15 protein-coding genes and 1 tRNA gene are annotated in these 15,444 nt (G+C 43.8%); 9 read left to right on the forward strand and 7 right to left on the reverse strand.

All coding sequences use genetic code 11. The annotated features are described in order from the left end of the window. The first annotated feature begins 166 nt into the window (after nucleotides 1-166). The 4 genes from PTE_RS10680 to PTE_RS10695 are packed head-to-tail and all read left to right on the forward strand — an operon-like array spanning nucleotide 167 to nucleotide 2,786. Nucleotides 167-547 carry a PadR family transcriptional regulator gene (locus tag PTE_RS10680; protein WP_110742889.1) on the forward strand — a complete coding sequence of 127 codons (381 nt, stop codon included), beginning with the start codon at nucleotides 167-169 and terminating at the stop codon, nucleotides 545-547. A 54-nt stretch (nucleotides 548-601) separates the two neighbouring features. Then, complete coding sequence (locus PTE_RS10685; protein ID WP_036846134.1) at nucleotides 602-1,495, forward strand: permease; 894 nt, start codon at nucleotides 602-604, stop codon at nucleotides 1,493-1,495. A gap of 12 nt (nucleotides 1,496-1,507) precedes the next feature. Beyond that, nucleotides 1,508-1,693, forward strand: coding sequence for a hypothetical protein (locus PTE_RS10690; RefSeq protein ID WP_036846136.1), 186 nt, complete (start codon nucleotides 1,508-1,510; stop codon nucleotides 1,691-1,693). Nucleotides 1,694-1,709: 16 nt separating this feature from the next. Beyond that, nucleotides 1,710-2,786 carry a methyltransferase domain-containing protein gene (locus PTE_RS10695; protein ID WP_036846138.1) on the forward strand — a complete coding sequence of 359 codons (1,077 nt, stop codon included), beginning with the start codon at nucleotides 1,710-1,712 and terminating at the stop codon, nucleotides 2,784-2,786. A 101-nt stretch (nucleotides 2,787-2,887) separates the two neighbouring features. Here PTE_RS10695 and PTE_RS10700 read toward each other — a convergent pair. The 4 genes from PTE_RS10700 to glyQ all read right to left on the reverse strand — a co-directional run bounded on the left by PTE_RS10700 (nucleotide 2,888) and on the right by glyQ (nucleotide 6,525). Beyond that, nucleotides 2,888-2,964 (reverse strand) — tRNA-Pro (locus PTE_RS10700). Between the two features lie 198 nt (nucleotides 2,965-3,162). Then, complete coding sequence (locus PTE_RS10705) at nucleotides 3,163-3,423, reverse strand: type II toxin-antitoxin system RelB/DinJ family antitoxin (protein ID WP_036846571.1); 261 nt, start codon at nucleotides 3,421-3,423, stop codon at nucleotides 3,163-3,165. A 108-nt stretch (nucleotides 3,424-3,531) separates the two neighbouring features. After that, nucleotides 3,532-5,601 (reverse strand): glycine--tRNA ligase subunit beta, encoded by a 2,070-nt coding sequence (gene glyS, locus PTE_RS10710; RefSeq protein ID WP_036846140.1) that lies wholly within the window; start codon nucleotides 5,599-5,601, stop codon nucleotides 3,532-3,534. A gap of 9 nt (nucleotides 5,602-5,610) precedes the next feature. Next, nucleotides 5,611-6,525: a glycine--tRNA ligase subunit alpha gene (gene glyQ, locus PTE_RS10715; protein WP_036846143.1), complete on the reverse strand. Its 915-nt coding sequence runs from the start codon at nucleotides 6,523-6,525 to the stop codon at nucleotides 5,611-5,613. A 195-nt stretch (nucleotides 6,526-6,720) separates the two neighbouring features. Between glyQ and PTE_RS10720 the strand changes: the two genes are divergently transcribed. The 3 genes from PTE_RS10720 (at nucleotide 6,721) to PTE_RS10730 (ending at nucleotide 9,932) form a co-directional block, all read left to right on the forward strand. Then, entirely contained in the window at nucleotides 6,721-7,278 is a 558-nt protein-coding gene (locus PTE_RS10720) for a DNA-3-methyladenine glycosylase I (protein ID WP_036846146.1), read from the forward strand. Nucleotides 7,279-7,483: 205 nt separating this feature from the next. Beyond that, a complete protein-coding gene (locus tag PTE_RS10725) occupies nucleotides 7,484-8,737 on the forward strand; it encodes a valine--pyruvate transaminase (RefSeq protein ID WP_036846149.1) in 1,254 nt (417 codons plus the stop codon). 868 nt (nucleotides 8,738-9,605) lie between these two features. After that, nucleotides 9,606-9,932 carry a YceK/YidQ family lipoprotein gene (locus tag PTE_RS10730; RefSeq protein ID WP_051477356.1) on the forward strand — a complete coding sequence of 109 codons (327 nt, stop codon included), beginning with the start codon at nucleotides 9,606-9,608 and terminating at the stop codon, nucleotides 9,930-9,932. Nucleotides 9,933-9,990: 58 nt separating this feature from the next. Here PTE_RS10730 and PTE_RS10735 read toward each other — a convergent pair whose 3' ends face one another. Continuing rightward, a complete protein-coding gene (locus tag PTE_RS10735) occupies nucleotides 9,991-11,280 on the reverse strand; it encodes a YidR family protein (protein WP_036846152.1) in 1,290 nt (429 codons plus the stop codon). Nucleotides 11,281-11,413: 133 nt separating this feature from the next. On the opposite strand from PTE_RS10735, the gene PTE_RS10740 reads away from it, so the two are divergent. After that, a complete protein-coding gene (locus tag PTE_RS10740) occupies nucleotides 11,414-12,031 on the forward strand; it encodes a trimeric intracellular cation channel family protein (RefSeq protein WP_036846155.1) in 618 nt (205 codons plus the stop codon). On the opposite strand, the gene ligB is transcribed toward PTE_RS10740, so the two are convergent. Both ligB and PTE_RS10750 read right to left on the reverse strand, forming a co-directional pair. Then, nucleotides 12,025-13,767, reverse strand: coding sequence for an NAD-dependent DNA ligase LigB (gene ligB / locus PTE_RS10745; RefSeq protein ID WP_036846157.1), 1,743 nt, complete (start codon nucleotides 13,765-13,767; stop codon nucleotides 12,025-12,027). The genes PTE_RS10740 and ligB overlap by 7 nt on opposite strands. A gap of 246 nt (nucleotides 13,768-14,013) precedes the next feature. After that, nucleotides 14,014-14,259: a hypothetical protein gene (locus PTE_RS10750; RefSeq protein WP_241826134.1), complete on the reverse strand. Its 246-nt coding sequence runs from the start codon at nucleotides 14,257-14,259 to the stop codon at nucleotides 14,014-14,016. Between PTE_RS10750 and PTE_RS10755 the strand changes: the two genes are divergently transcribed. Next, a complete protein-coding gene (locus tag PTE_RS10755) occupies nucleotides 14,232-14,504 on the forward strand; it encodes a helix-turn-helix domain-containing protein (RefSeq protein WP_036846162.1) in 273 nt (90 codons plus the stop codon). The two genes, PTE_RS10750 and PTE_RS10755, sit on opposite strands and share 28 nt — an antisense overlap. Nucleotides 14,505-15,444: the final 940 nt, after the last annotated feature.

A 15,444-nucleotide genomic window follows, 5' to 3' on the forward strand; every position in this document is an offset into this window, starting at 1 on the left:
TATATCTGATTAATAAAACCTGTGACTATAAAGCCTTATTTTACTCATTATCAACACTGACCAAATTCAGGAATTTGATGCTGTTCGGGCTATGAATGAATTTAATTATAATAACAGGGGAATTATCATTGTTGACACCTTGATGTTCAATGCATATGATGACGTTATGAACAAATCTAAAAAAATCCCAGCGACTGCTGGACGAACAGCAGTGGACTACACTGATCGAATGTATTGGAATGGCATCATTAAGATGAGCTTGTCCAAGTTTTTCATTCTCAGTGTCCTACGACAACGGCCTATGCATGGCTACGAAATTGCCCGTGAGGTTGAATGTTCAACCCAAGGCTGCTGTGCGCCCACTGAAGGTACAATTTACCCAGTGCTACGTGAATTTGAGCAAGGCGGGTATGTAACGGTGCACAACGAAACAGTTTCTGGTCGTGGACGTAAAGTCTACACATTAACAGATAAAGGGCGTGAAGCCTTTGCTGTGGCTGTAGAAGCCTGGATGGAAGTCGTTGCGCATATCAATCGTCAGCAATGACGGTTTTTTTTAACTATATACATTATCCATCTATGCATTGATCAGGAATATAAAATGAACCTAAACTCTCTTTCCGAAACACTTAAATTTTTTACCATCATAAGTACCGAGTTGATCATTCTGTTTTTGGTTGTGAGTTTCATTGTCGCAATGATGCAGGAGTACATACCAGCCAGTACAGTACAGCGTCTGCTTACCGGACGTGGTTTGCGTGGTAATCTCGTTGGCGCAGGATTAGGGGCAGTAACACCATTTTGCTCCTGCTCAACCATTCCTGTTACCGTGAGTCTGCTTAATGCAGGTGCGCCATTTGGCGCCACTATGTCTTTCCTTGTCTCTTCACCAATACTCAATCCGGTTATTCTGGGTTTGCTGGTGACATTGCTTGGTTGGAAATTCACACTATTTTATGGTGTTTCTGCTTTTATTCTCTCTGTAGCGGTGGGAGCAATCTGGCAGTTCTTTGGTTTAGAACGAGACGTAAAGAAAGTACGTTTAGTCGGTAATAACAGCTCGCCTGGGCCAAACGATTTAAAATCGCGTCTAAATCGAGCCAGTCGTGCTGCCTTTAGCCTATTTAAAACTTCTTTACCTTATTTACTTATCGGTGCAGGTATAGGTTCCTTAATCTACGGTGTAGTACCGGGAGAATGGATTGCCAATATTGCTGGAGCCGATAATCCATTCGCCATTCCCGTTGCAGCAGCTGTAGGCGTCCCACTCTATATTCGTGCAGAAACATTGATCCCTATCGGTTTAGCATTGCAATCTCAGGGGATGAGTATAGGCGCTGTCACAGCACTGATTATTGCTGGCGCAGGGGCAAGCATTCCAGAAGTTATTCTGCTCAATACCATTTTCCGCCCCCGTTTAGTGGCGGTTTTTGTACTGACCATTTTCTGTGTCGCGATCGGGGTAGGGTATATCGCTAATCTATTATTTGCCTGAAAGGAGGCCGTTATGTCGGAGAAGAAAGGGTTTATTGCCCGTTTATTCAGTAAACAGGAAACTTCCGCATGTTGTGCAATGCGGATTGAAGAGGTGACTGACGAAGCTCAAGATATTTCAAAGGAAAAAAAATCTGATTGCTGTAAGAAAAATACCAAAGACGCTAAAGAAGAAAACCAAGCACCCAAAGATGTTTAGTTTAAGGAAGAAAAAGATGAACGAACAATTGCTTAAACAACGGATTGAAGACATACAACACTATTATGGCGAAACACTGTCCAACAAACAGGATCTCGCTACGAATGTATGTACTGCGGACCAAGCTCCTTCAAGCAGAATCAAAGAAATTCTTAAACTTATCCACCCTGAGGTACAAATGCGTTTTTATGGTTGTGGTGCGCCTTTCCCTCCCTTATTGGAGGGAACCACAGTTCTGGATTTAGGGTGTGGTAGTGGACGTGATTGCTTTATTCTTTCTCATCTCGTAGGTGCTGAAGGTAAAGTCATTGGCATTGATGCAACAGCAGCACAAATCAAGTTCGCTCAGAGTTTTGTCGACTACCATCGTCAGATATTTGGCTATCCATCCACCAATATTCATTTTCAACAAGGGTATATCGAGTCACTGGAGGAACTTGATTTACCGCCTGAAAGTATCGACGTTATCGTCTCAAACTGTGTCATCAATCTGTCTATGTCTAAGGCAGATGTGTTGGCTGGTATGGCTCACTTACTCAAGCCTGGCGGAGAAATCTACTTTTCTGACATTTTTTCAGATAGAAGACTGGACCCATCATTGAAAGATGATCCGCAAGTTGTTGGTGAATGTATCGGTGATGTTTTGTACTTTGAGGATTTTATACGGCTGGCAAGAACGGTCGGTTTTAATGATGTTCGTGTAATCAATAGCAACTTGAGACCCATAAACAATAAGGAAATCGAAGCAAAACTAGGCGGTGCAAAACTGTGTTCCATGACGCTAAGACTGTTCAAATTAGAACTGGAAGACCGCTGCGAAGACTATGGCCAAGTCGCAATTTATAAAGGTAATCTACCGGATGCCTCAAATCAGTTTGTTCTTGATCAAGAGCATATTTTTGAGGCAGGCAGAGCCACCCCGGTATGTGGTAATACTGCCAAGATGATGACCAAAAGCCGTTACCATACATTGTTTGATTTAATTGGCGATGGGAAAAAGCACTATGGTCTTTTCAACTGTGGAACACCGCAACAATTTGATGTTGATACTAAAGTTATGCAAACCGATGTACCAAACAACTGTGGTTGTTGAGTAAATGCTTCCGAATAGCAAAAATCCTTACAGCAATGCTGTAAGGATTTTCTAATTTCTTTAAGTTCGCGGAGCTACTTCAACATCCCCAAACTATTATCTGGTCGGCGAGAGAGGATTCGAACCTCCGACCCACTGGTCCCAAACCAGTTGCGCTACCAAGCTGCGCTACTCGCCGAAAACGAGGCGCATCTTACTGCGCTCGTTGTAGGCCGTCAATACCTTTTTAATAATCAGGGATTAGTTGCTGTTAAAAACAACGGGAATGCAGCTATATTGGATTCTCACACGTTTTGAACAGTTTATTCATCGAATAGATCAGAATGTCTTCCTGTTCGCTCAAATCTGACAACATCACCAACCACCTTCTAACGCATCAGATACCAAGTTGATCGAATAAATCATTAGCATCCTTTGCTTGATGGATATCTTCACCGCGATCACTCTTAGCCAAAGTTTCGGCTGTTAATTTATTAGGCACTCGCATTTCAAACGGCAATGCTTTTTCCTTTGCAACCTTAGTTAAAGTGATGCGTACCAGATCGGATACAGTTAACCCCATACCAGCCAAAACCTCAGTAGCTTCTGCTTTTAATGTCTCATCAATTCTTGCACGAACAAATGCATTTGCAGCCATATTCTTTAAAAATAAAGTGTGGCTCAACTGAGCCACAAAATCAATGTAAGGGATATTAGGTTCCAACCATTTCATTCCACAACAGCCGGAACTGGCTATTTCAGATCATTATTGCAGTAACGAAATATCCGCAACTTTCAGGAACAGATCACGCAATTCACTTAACAGGGTTAAGCGGTTCACGCGCACCTGCTGGTCTTCGTCCATCACCATGACATTGTCAAAGAAAGCATCGACAACTTCACGCAGAGAGGCCAATTCAACCAACGCTTCCTGATAGCGCCCTTCAGCAAATAAAGGTGCCAGCTTATCCTGTAAAACCACCAGATACGTTGCCAGTTTCACCTCTTCCGGCGCTTTCAGCACAGAGGCACTCACTTTCTCATTCAGTGTCTCTTCAGACTTCGCCAGAATGTTAGAAACGCGCTTATTCGCGGCTGCCAGCGCTGTCGCTTCATCCAATGTACGGAAGTGAGTCACCGCTTTAACACGGGCATCGAAATCAGCCGGTTGCGTTGGACGACGCGCCAACACGGCCTGAATGGTATCAATGCTGTAACCCTGCTCCTGATACCAAGCACGGAAACGGCCAAGCATAAACTCAACCACGTCATCAGTGACTTTGGCATTGGTCAGCTTGTTGCCATATAGACGAACCGCTTCTTCTGTCAATGCCTGCAAATCCAGTGACAGTTTTTTCTCAACGATAATACGCAAAGCACCCAGCGCAGCACGACGCAGTGCAAACGGATCTTTATCGCCTTTCGGATGCTGACCAATGCCAAAAATACCCGCCAGAGTATCCATTTTGTCCGCAATGGCTAACGCACAGGAAACACCTGTAGAAGGTAATTCATCACCGGCAAAACGCGGCTGATACTGCTCATTCAGCGCCAGAGCGACATCTTCTGTTTCACCGTCATAACGGGCGTAATGCATTCCCATCACACCCTGAGTATCGGTGAACTCGAACACCATATTGGTCATCAGGTCACATTTAGACAACAAACCCGCACGAGCGGCATGATTAACGTCAGCGCCAATCTTCTCTGCAACCCAGCCAGCCAGGGCCTGAATACGATCCGTCTTATCGCGCAAAGTACCAAGCTGTTTCTGGAACAGAACCGTTGCCAGACGTGGCAGATTATTTTCCAGACGCTGTTTACGATCCGTATTAAAGAAGAATTCCGCATCAGCCAGACGCGGGCGAACCACTTTTTCATTACCGGAAATGATTTGCTGTGGATCAGAGGATTCAATGTTGGCAACAAAGATAAAATTTGCCATCAACTTGCCAGCATTGTCATAAACCGGGAAGTATTTCTGGTCGCCTTTCATGGTATAAACCAACGCTTCTGCTGGCACTTCGAGGAATTTTTCTTCAAATTTCGCTGTCAGCACAACCGGCCATTCAACCAAAGAGGTAACTTCTTCCAACAAGCTATCACTAATATCCGCAATGCCACCCAGTTGAACAGCGGCTTGTTCCACATCCTGCTTAATAAGCGCCTTACGAGTCTCATAATCCGCGATCACTTTACCGCGTTGCTGCAAAATCGCTGGATACTGTTCCGCATTGTCAATCGTGAATTCAGACTCACCCATAAAACGATGACCACGAATGACACGAGCAGATTTGATGCCCAGAATGTCACCTTCAATCAGTTCATTACCGAACAACATAGCGATGGTATGCACCGGGCGAACAAACTGAGTCTCTTTATCGCTCCAACGCATCAGTTTAGGTATCGGCAACTTACTCAGAGCCTGGCTGACCATAGCCGCCAGCAACTCTTTTACACTGCGGCCCTTAATCAGAGCACGGTACAGTAACCATTCGCCTTTATCTGTCACCAACCGTTCAGCCTGAGAAGCTGTAATACCACAACCACGAGCCCAACCTTCAGCCGCTTTTGTCGGTTTACCCTCTGCATCAAATGCCTGAGCAATTGCCGGGCCACGTTTTTCCACTTCACGGTCAGCCTGCGCTTCATCCAGATTGGCAACTTTCAGCGCCAGGCGGCGCGGGGCCGCAAACCAGCTCACTTCACCATAAGCCAGATTAGCGTTATCCAATTCTGCCGCAAAATTAGCCGCAAATGCTTCAGCCAGTGAACGAAGAGCCTTCGGCGGCAACTCTTCTGTGCCGATTTCCACCAGGAAAGTCTGTTGAGTCATGACAGCCTCTTAGCTCTGATTCTTTTTACACATAGGGAAGTCCAACGCCTCGCGGGAGGCATAGTAAGCTTCTGCAACAGCTTTGGTCAGGGTGCGAATACGCAGGATATAGCGCTGACGCTCAGTCACCGAGATAGCTTTACGGGCATCCAACAGATTGAATGTATGACCCGCTTTGAGAATACGTTCATAAGCCGGCAGAGGCAGCGGTGTTTCCAGCGCCAGCAGATCCTGAGCTTCTTTTTCATATTGCTCAAAGCAGCTAAACAGGAAATCGACATCTGCATACTCAAAGTTATAAGTAGATTGTTCTACTTCATTCTGATGATAAATATCACCATAAGTGGTTCTACCCAGTGGACCATCACACCAAACCAGATCATAAACACTGTCTACGCCCTGGATATACATCGCCAGACGCTCAAGACCGTAAGTAATCTCACCGGTTACCGGCTTACACTCAAGGCCACCTACCTGCTGGAAGTAAGTGAACTGAGTCACTTCCATGCCGTTAAGCCACACTTCCCAGCCCAAACCCCAGGCACCCAATGTCGGGTTTTCCCAGTTATCTTCAACAAAACGGATATCATGAACCGTCGGGTCCAACCCCAACTCTTTCAGAGAACCCAGATATAATTCCTGAATATTGTCTGGTGACGGCTTAATAATGACCTGAAACTGATAATAATGTTGTAAGCGATTCGGGTTTTCACCGTATCGGCCATCCGTCGGACGACGGGAAGGTTGCACATAAGCCGCAGCAATTGGCTCCGGGCCAAGTGCACGCAGGCAAGTAATTGGATGAGAAGTACCCGCGCCGACTTCCATGTCCAGTGGTTGGACAATGGTGCAGCCCTGACGCGCCCAATAATCCTGTAATGTCAGGATCAGCCCCTGAAAGGTCTTGGTATCAAACTTTTGCATGTTGGATCCGCACGCGATACATATGAATTTGAAAGGAAGTCGGTCAGTATACCCTTTGACCTTAAGATATACAGCCCTGAATTCGCTCTCAATTCCACCCTAAAATAAAAAAATCTTAATCTGGCTATTTTACTTGTATGTATATACAGTTAAAGTACAGTCAATTATTAACCATCAACATCGGGAATAATCATCATGGAATTAACACGCTGTCATTGGGTGACCTCTGATCCTGAATATCTGACTTACCATGATAATGAATGGGGAAAACCACAAAAAGATAGCCAAAAGCTGTTTGAAATGATCTGTCTGGAAGGCCAGCAATCCGGGCTGTCATGGCTGACTATCCTGAAAAAACGCGCAGGCTATCGCCAATGTTTTCATCAGTTTGATCCGGTAAAAATTGCCGTCATGGATGAAAATGATGTGGCACGACTGATGCTCAATCCCGCAATTGTCCGCAATCGCGCCAAAATTAACGCCATTATCAACAATGCGCGGGCATATCTTAAAATGCAACAACAGGGTGAGGAATTCAGCACCTTTATCTGGCGTTTTGTTGATAACAAACCGATTATTAATCAGTGGAAAACCATCACAGAGGTGCCGGTAAAAACAGATATTTCAGATGAGTTATCACAAGCACTGAAAAAAAGAGGGTTCAAATTTATCGGCAGTACCACTTGCTATGCATTTATGCAGGCGACAGGCTTGGTCAATGACCATATAACTGACTGTTTATGTAGAAAATAAATTCAGTGAATTACAATAGCCCCAAGATTAATGCCAATAATAAAGCTGGATATTAACCAAACATTTAGCTCTTTATTTTAAATGTTAAATTAAATGCAATATTAAATAATTAATAGTCATAATTTTCCAGATTGCACCCCGATAATGCGAAGGGTATGGTGTTATTTCTTCTAATTTAAATAACACACCGACAACGAACACGGCTATGATTTTTTCTCAATTCGGTAACAAGTTTACACAAGACGCAGGTATAACCCGCCTGATGAATGACCTTAATCAAGGGTTGAGGACACCCGGAGCAATTATGCTGGGCGGTGGTAATCCGGCACATATCCCGGAAATGGATGGCTATTTTCAGCAATTACTGACTGAGATGGCCGCAAGCGGTCAACTCACGGAAACACTATGCAACTATGATGGCCCCCAGGGTAAAGATACGCTAATTCGAGCGCTGGCAGAGATGCTGCGCGAAAAACTTGGCTGGGAAATTGGTACACAAAATATTGCCCTGACCAATGGCAGCCAGAGCGCATTTTTCTATCTGTTTAACCTGCTGGCTGGGCGCAGTGAAGATGGATCTACCCGTAAGGTACTATTTCCACTGGCACCGGAATATATTGGCTATTCCGACTCAGGGCTGGATGAAGGCTTATTTGTTGCCAATAAACCCAATATTGAATTATTGCCGGCAGGTCAGTTCAAATACCGTGTTGATTTTGACCATCTCAATATTACCGACGATATTGGTCTGATCTGTGTTTCTCGCCCAACTAACCCAACCGGTAACGTTATCACTGATGAAGAGTTACAACGGCTGGATCATCTGGCTCAACAACATCAAATCCCACTGCTAATTGATAATGCTTATGGCGTCCCCTTCCCTGGTATTATTTTCAGCGAAGCGACGCCATTGTGGAATCCCAATATTATTCTGTGCATGAGTTTATCCAAATTAGGGCTGCCCGGCTCCCGCTGCGGGATTATTATCGCTAACGATAAAATCATCAACGCCGTCAGTAATATGAACGGCATTATCAGCCTTGCACCGGGCGGCGTTGGCCCAGCAATGGCATTGGAAATGATCCGACGCAATGATCTTCTTCGCCTGTCACAGGATGTTATCCGCCCGTTCTATCAACAACGGGTTCAGGACGTCATTCATATTATTCGTCGTTACCTGCCGCCAGAACTTTGTCTTATCCATAAACCAGAAGGTGCCATTTTTCTGTGGCTGTGGTTTAAAAACCTGCCAATAACAACAGAAACGCTTTATCACAGGTTGAAAAAGCGCGGCGTACTGATGGTTCCAGGCCACTATTTCTTCCCAGGACTGGAACAAAACTGGCCACATGCTCACGAATGTATGCGTATGAACTACGTGCCTGATCCGGCAAGTATCGAAAAAGGGATTGCAATTCTGGCGGAAGAGATTGAACTGGCGCATCAGAAAGTCGCCTGATATTGAAGACAAAAAAGCTCCTGCATTGAAATGCGGGAGCAAAATGACAACGAGGACTTTTTACATGATTATTATCAGAATTTGCAGAATGCTTTGTGCGTAAGAAGAGAAAGAAACACTCCTTATCTACCCGCTCTCCTTAAGCAGCCTCTATCTTAATCAGAAAGTTCTCAATCTAATGGCTTGAATAGACCGGTTTTTGTGTGTTTACTGATAGCTAATGCAAAAGTGCATTATGCATTAATGAGACTTTCAGCCGATATGCCAAATTGCTTATTCAGTTTCCGAATCATTGGTAGTGTTAGGTAGATTCCCAAAATGCTTTCAGTATCGAAACAGAGATTATCTTCATGTGGAATATGATAGTCCCATTATGGGACAGATTTCTTAACAAGCGTAACCTACCAGAAAACCGCTCACTCCATATTACTATATTTGGACTTTAATCCCATGGTGCATGCTGACGGTGGTACGGCAATACTGTCACATAACCTGCATCCTTTATCAAAAAGGGATTATTGTCACAGCAAGGAAGACGATTCCTTTTGAAAAACCATGATGGATAGACAAAAAGCCAAATCACCTTAGCCTTATTAAGATTAAAAATTGTTTGAATAAATAGGCTACACAAATCATTACGATGACCTAATTCGTTTCTTATTCATCAGAAGAATAAAAAAATAAGTGTGACACAAAAAATTCACTATTCTCAGGTATTAATGCTATGGTCAATGTTGCATATCGTGATTATAGTAACTGATATCGAATCCCTTAACTAAGATCCTAATATCCGATAGGCTAACAGAGTCACTTAGTAAAAGCGGAATATTCCGGCTGTTTGTTTGACCATACGAGATCAATTGAACCGATGAAAAGTAATAAATTAATTCTATTTTGCGTCACATTAGGATGTCTGCTAATCAGCGGATGTACAAGCATCATGACGCATTCAGGACCTATCCGTGGTTATTATTCCGGTGCTCAGGCGAATATTGAAATGCTAAAAGATGATGACACTGGCTGGGTGATGAAACCACTGCTAGCGATTGATCTGCCTTTTTCTGCGCTATTAGATACCCTTTTATTACCTTATGACTATATAAAATCCGACGAGGATCAGTCAGCAAGTTCACCAAAAGAGCGAATTGAGGAAATAGACAAAGCGCAAAATCAAAATCAGACTAAAGCTAACTAATCATTCGTTTTGGTTTATTTATTGCCACCAGAGGATAACCAACTGGTAGCAAATGTATTTATTTTATCCCGGTTTCCACCAGGAAAATTTGCATATAACCATCGACTGCACGCATAAAGGCAATATGATGACTATCCGGTGAAATCACAACCGCATCCGCAGAAGGCGCTTTCTCTGTACGCTTTGTCAAACGCCGCATTTGGCTATTTCGCACATCACACAGCATCACACTGTTATCACAAATAAAAGCAACATACTGACCGCTCCGATCCCAACTAAAAGCAGATTGAATACCACAATGATTCTGCGTTATTTGACGGGGCTCGCCACCATTTGGCGATATTGTCCACAATTGCACAATGCCATTATCATCTTTCATCAGAAAAGCAATCTGTTCACCATCCGGTGAAACACGCAGCCAGTGACGCGGATTATTCACCACCCCCGGGCAACGTTTGTGGCTAGTAAATGTCAGACGACGCTGCATTACACCCGCAGGCGGCGCGGGTAACGTTGTTTCCGTGCCTTCCAACGGTTTTTCCCCGGCTATTGCATAATCAACATCCCGTTCAGGCAGATCAACGACATAGACTTCCGGTACTTTCTCCCCTGTTGCAGAAAGGGTATCGCCAATAAATGCCAACGCCCAGCGCTGCCGGTTGCCATCAGCTCTACGATATCCGGCCCAACCTATCCAACACTCTTCATAGGCGCGGTTAATCTCATCACTACCCGGTTCCGGCTGAGGCGTTGTACTACTGACGACAACGGAGAAATAACTACCATCATATTCACGGGGATGATGTTTAGGTGACTCAACCGACTTGAGGGGCACAGACACGGCGATATTGCGCAAATCAAGTGCCGGATCAAGCTCATACATAACATGGTCATTATAAGTAAAACTCAGACGGCTACCATCTGGGCTGAACACATGAACGTGACTGCCTCCGCGCAACGCTCCCGGGGTATAAGGGGCAGTAATATCCATTGCATCCAGCGTAACCGCTTTTCCCGGAGAATCCTCACTGACAATTACGCCCCGACGGTGATGAAAGTCATAGTGCCATTGCTCATCTGGGAATTCTGGCCCATGAATAAACGCATATCGGACAGGTTCTGTTGGGCTGACTGTCACTACGCCAACATGAGCGCCCTCCTTTGCCTGATAGATAATGTCTGTTTTTCCACTCTGTACATGAATTTTTTCTATCGTTAAACCAGTAAAAGAAGCACCATGAGGACGCACATCATAAACTAACCACTGACTGTCTGGTGTCCAGACATTAATATTAGTAAGCTGGTAGCTACGGTTATCTAACGTGATTTGCCGTTCCTGAAAGGCCATTTTATTATCCTTGCATCAGGTTTTTTCGGATAAATAATATTAATCCGAAATGGATGGAACTAAAAAATTTCAGTCGAGACTTTACCACTTCGACATTACTCTTACTTTTTTATGCTACGTACATTTCATTTCTATGTTACTAAGTGTTCTTTATATCATTGGTATTACAGCTGAAGCGATGACCGGGGCTTTAGCCTCCGGCCGCCGTAAAATGGATATGTTCGGCGTGATTATTATTGCTTCCGTAACGGCGATTGGCGGTGGCTCCGTTCGAGATATACTACTAGGGCATTATCCCCTCGGTTGGGTTAAGCACCCTGAATATATCGTCACCGTTGCCTGTGCCGCCGTAATCACCACTTGGGTTGCGCCGATGATGAAACATTTACGCCGCCTGTTTCTGATCCTTGATGCCATTGGCTTGATTGTCTTCTCCATTATTGGCGCACAGATTGCGTTGGATATGAACTATGGCCCAATCATTGCTTCCATTGCGGCAGTTATCACCGGTGTTTTCGGTGGCGTGTTACGCGATATGTTGTGTAACACCATTCCGTTGGTTTTCCAGAAAGAGATCTATGCGGGTGTCTCCTTTACCGCCGCCTGGTTATATATTGGCTTACAGCACACACCGTTACCGCAAAACGGCATTGTTCTGATTACCCTGATCGCCGGTCTGACAGCAAGATTGGTTGCTATTCGCTACCGTCTTGGATTACCGGTCTTTAATTACGAACACTCCGATCACTGAGCCATATCAGCGGGGTTAACCACCACCCCGTTTTCCCGGTCAAAACCTGTTATCCTTGCCACTGACAGTTTTTCCGCGATTGCTTTAATCTGCGTGTCATTGACAAAATCAGACAACTTTTTAAATTGCCCGGTAGTAAGTTGCTGTTTTAACTGTGTTCCGGCTAATTTCTGCTCCAGTTGCAGCCAGTGAACAACATCGTCAGGCAACTTATCCATATAAGGCACTCCAATCCCTTTCATCCAATAGGAAAAAGGCTGATTTTTTGCCTTGCTGAATTGTGAATAAATAGCCTGTGCTCGTTTATCTCCAATTCCCGGTAAGGCAGCAATTTGTTGAACTGAAAGTGCTAACCAACCGGTTAAATCAGTGACTAACTTCTGTTCGGTCAACATTGCCCAACTGCCGCTACTGACACCTGTCATTTGCAGATTTTCACCCAGCCATTTCAGTCGTGCATTAAATTGTTGTTCACAACCCACCGTTAACGTCAAACAACTCAGCGCATGATAACGCTGCTTATCCGGTGGCTGAATATCCTGACGCTCTTTGATCCGCCATACCACCTGAGCTAATTTCGGGATACCATGACCTGCCAATGTAAGCGTCACCCGATCCCCCGGTAATACATCCAACTGTCGCCAACGACGAACAGAACCAATATTGACTCTACTTATCTGCCGATCATCCAGTTTCACCTTATCCAGCCCAAGCACCACTGAGATTTTGCCCGTTCTGCCAATAGTAAAATTAACTTCCCTGACTTGTGTGACCTGATGGCGTAAAGGGTGTTTCCATGCCACAGCCCAACTGTTAGATCCAGACCGCCACTGGTTTCCTTTAGGTTCAATTTCCTGTTTCAGCACGATACCGTCTGTAGCAAAAGGCATGGGTTGTTCAAAATAGTGCATCCGCAGTTTCTGCACCTGCTCTGGTTCCTCTATTTTATGACTGTAGCGAAGCGCCAATGGAAACCCCATATCTGCCAGTTTGCGCAATTTACTTTCCATCTCCGCAGGGCCATCCGGCCAACTCCAGATAAATACACCGACTTGCTTTAATTCTGACGAATGGTCCTTACGCATCATCAAACCCGCAACCCGATTACGAGCGCCATCACTCCCCAATAATTGCTGTCTATGCCCCTCTTTATGCAGAAAGAGTTCTCCTTGCAATACCAAATCAGGTGGAGCATTTTCTATATTCTGCGGAATATCGGGAATATGTCGGCTTTTTGCTGTCCAATTTACCCCTTCGGCACCATTGCCCCGGCTGATTAATGAAACGAGTTTCCCGTTCTGATAAACCAATGTTACCGCTACACCATCAATCTTTGGCTGTAACCAGACAGGTAATCTACCGTGCAACCATCGGTTAATTTCCTGCTCGTCTTTCAGTTTACTTAATCCGGTATGAGCAACCGGATGAACAAGCTTATTATCGGGAAAAACTTCCACAGGAAAATCTGAATGGGGTGCTTGTTTCAGACAGAATTGCCAATGAGTCAGCTCCGCCATTAATTGATCATAAACCTCATCATCGATCTCGCTGATCCCTTTCTGACGATAGAGCTGATCCCAGTGAGCCATCTGTTGCATCAAGCTTTTAGTTTCACGTTGTAATTTGTCCTGCGACCATTCGGGGCAATTCTTTTCTGTATTCGAAACAAAAATTTCAGCCGCAACTATCGGTGAACTGAAAACAATGAACAGAATCAATATCAATAAATTAAGCATCCGTGCTCCCTGGCTATCCATGCATAACGGCAAAATAGAGGATAAAGAGATAGTGTCCAAGGCAGAGATAATAACTTTGCGAAGCGGTTCGAAGAATAAATGCCTAAAATCCCCAAATAACGAATTATCTCTATTCAACTACCAGATAACCCTCAGCAATTCGAAATACAATGTTAACCTCTATGATTGCTTGTTATTTATCAATTACGATTTTTTTAATTTCTGTGCAGAGCTGAGGCCGATGCATCATGCTTCCAGAACCTCAACTACCTGCTCTGTACCACTCATAAAACTAACCAGTTCCCTACGGCCACCTGGGTATTCCTTAATAACCATTCCTGCTGGAGTGTCAAACTCTGCATAATAAATTGGTTCACCCGCATTGAGGTGAGCACGCGCCTCTGAACCATCGTCATTTGCCAGTTGAGCATCAAAGATAGCCATAAAAGTGCGCTCTTGCGCCGGTGACATTTCATCTAAAATCCAAAGCATTAGCTAACTCAGATGTAAAAGCTGAGTATGATGCGCTAGAGCCAAAATTCGAGCTAATTAATACTCTATTACGAATACGGCACGCTGCTGGTTTAACGCAAAATCAAGTTGCACAGCGTATGGGAACGAAAGAAGCGAATATCTCCAGGCTTGAAAAAGGAAATGGAAGCCCAACACTTAAAACACTATTGAACTACGCCAAAGCGTGTAATTGTGAACTGCGTTTTAGCTTCAAAACAACTTAATCCAAACAGTTAATCAATCTATTAAGTATTGTTTTGTTATTGTAAACCATTAACCAATGGCTGAAACAAAGATAATAACTCAGCCTGTCATGTATTAATTTAAAATACCAACTTACCCGCCCTCGGTTATCACCAAAATCGACTTTCAAATAAAGATTAAAAAAACAACAATTTAACCAAGCAGCTTGGGAAATAAATATTAAAAACCACATAGAACGGGTATTACGACAAAAACTTAACAACGCCTTATTTCCTGCCTTCCCATTAATTATTACTAAATTAAGTTATTCGTTCACATAGTAATAGTCATAAAGATGTACATCCTCCCTAAATTCTGTAGCTCAAGTCTCATAATTTCAACCCTTACCACTTATAGATAAAAAAATAATCTGAAATCAACTACCAAAAAATTAATTTAGCATTAATCTGAAGTTATCAGCCGATAACTATTTCCTATTATCTTTTTTTAAAAATAATTGCTAATCTTATTTATGTCTTCGTAGCAATAGAAATTCAGCTTAACCCGCAAGGGATAGATTTTATGGCATAGGTTCCCTGTAGGTAAAGGTAAATCCGATATAACCGTAAGTTAGGAGAGTAATATGAATCAAGACGATTTCTCCTCAAACATGAGTTCCAGCAATACTCTTACATGAACGAAACCGTGTAATAACAACCTGCACGGGTGACCCGATGCAGAGAATAATCATCTGAAAAAGGAGGGCCCTTAAAAGGCCAATACAATCTGGCCGGGACAGGGTTATCACAAAGAATGAAAATTTTTAATATGGCAACCGGGGAGCTATCCCCATCAGAGTATTATTATACTCTTGCTACACCCCCTTGGAACGCAGTGTGGGCAGTCAAAGCTCTCGGGAATCCGGTGATAAATGGGAAAGACAACAGGGGTAAGCCAATTCGTTACCCAGAATTCCGTACC

The organism is Photorhabdus khanii NC19 (assembly GCF_000517265.1).
GTDB lineage: Bacteria > Pseudomonadota > Gammaproteobacteria > Enterobacterales > Enterobacteriaceae > Photorhabdus > Photorhabdus khanii.

What these genes read in the sequence shown, in the direction of transcription:
- glyS (WP_036846140.1), bottom strand. Translation starts at nt 5,601, where the DNA reads ATGACTCAACAGACTTTCCTGGTGGAAATCGGCACAGAAGAGTTGCCG.
- PTE_RS10705 (WP_036846571.1), bottom strand. Translation starts at nt 3,423, where the DNA reads ATGGCTGCAAATGCATTTGTTCGTGCAAGAATTGATGAGACATTAAAA.
- PTE_RS10690 (WP_036846136.1), top strand. Translation starts at nt 1,508, where the DNA reads ATGTCGGAGAAGAAAGGGTTTATTGCCCGTTTATTCAGTAAACAGGAA.
- PTE_RS10720 (WP_036846146.1), top strand. Translation starts at nt 6,721, where the DNA reads ATGGAATTAACACGCTGTCATTGGGTGACCTCTGATCCTGAATATCTG.
- PTE_RS10695 (WP_036846138.1), top strand. Translation starts at nt 1,710, where the DNA reads ATGAACGAACAATTGCTTAAACAACGGATTGAAGACATACAACACTAT.
- PTE_RS10725 (WP_036846149.1), top strand. Translation starts at nt 7,484, where the DNA reads ATGATTTTTTCTCAATTCGGTAACAAGTTTACACAAGACGCAGGTATA.
- PTE_RS10740 (WP_036846155.1), top strand. Translation starts at nt 11,414, where the DNA reads ATGTTACTAAGTGTTCTTTATATCATTGGTATTACAGCTGAAGCGATG.
- ligB (WP_036846157.1), bottom strand. Translation starts at nt 13,767, where the DNA reads ATGCTTAATTTATTGATATTGATTCTGTTCATTGTTTTCAGTTCACCG.
- PTE_RS10735 (WP_036846152.1), bottom strand. Translation starts at nt 11,280, where the DNA reads ATGGCCTTTCAGGAACGGCAAATCACGTTAGATAACCGTAGCTACCAG.
- PTE_RS10680 (WP_110742889.1), top strand. Translation starts at nt 167, where the DNA reads ATGAACAAATCTAAAAAAATCCCAGCGACTGCTGGACGAACAGCAGTG.
- glyQ (WP_036846143.1), bottom strand. Translation starts at nt 6,525, where the DNA reads ATGCAAAAGTTTGATACCAAGACCTTTCAGGGGCTGATCCTGACATTA.
- PTE_RS10730 (WP_051477356.1), top strand. Translation starts at nt 9,606, where the DNA reads ATGAAAAGTAATAAATTAATTCTATTTTGCGTCACATTAGGATGTCTG.
- PTE_RS10750 (WP_241826134.1), bottom strand. Translation starts at nt 14,259, where the DNA reads ATGCTTTGGATTTTAGATGAAATGTCACCGGCGCAAGAGCGCACTTTT.
- PTE_RS10685 (WP_036846134.1), top strand. Translation starts at nt 602, where the DNA reads ATGAACCTAAACTCTCTTTCCGAAACACTTAAATTTTTTACCATCATA.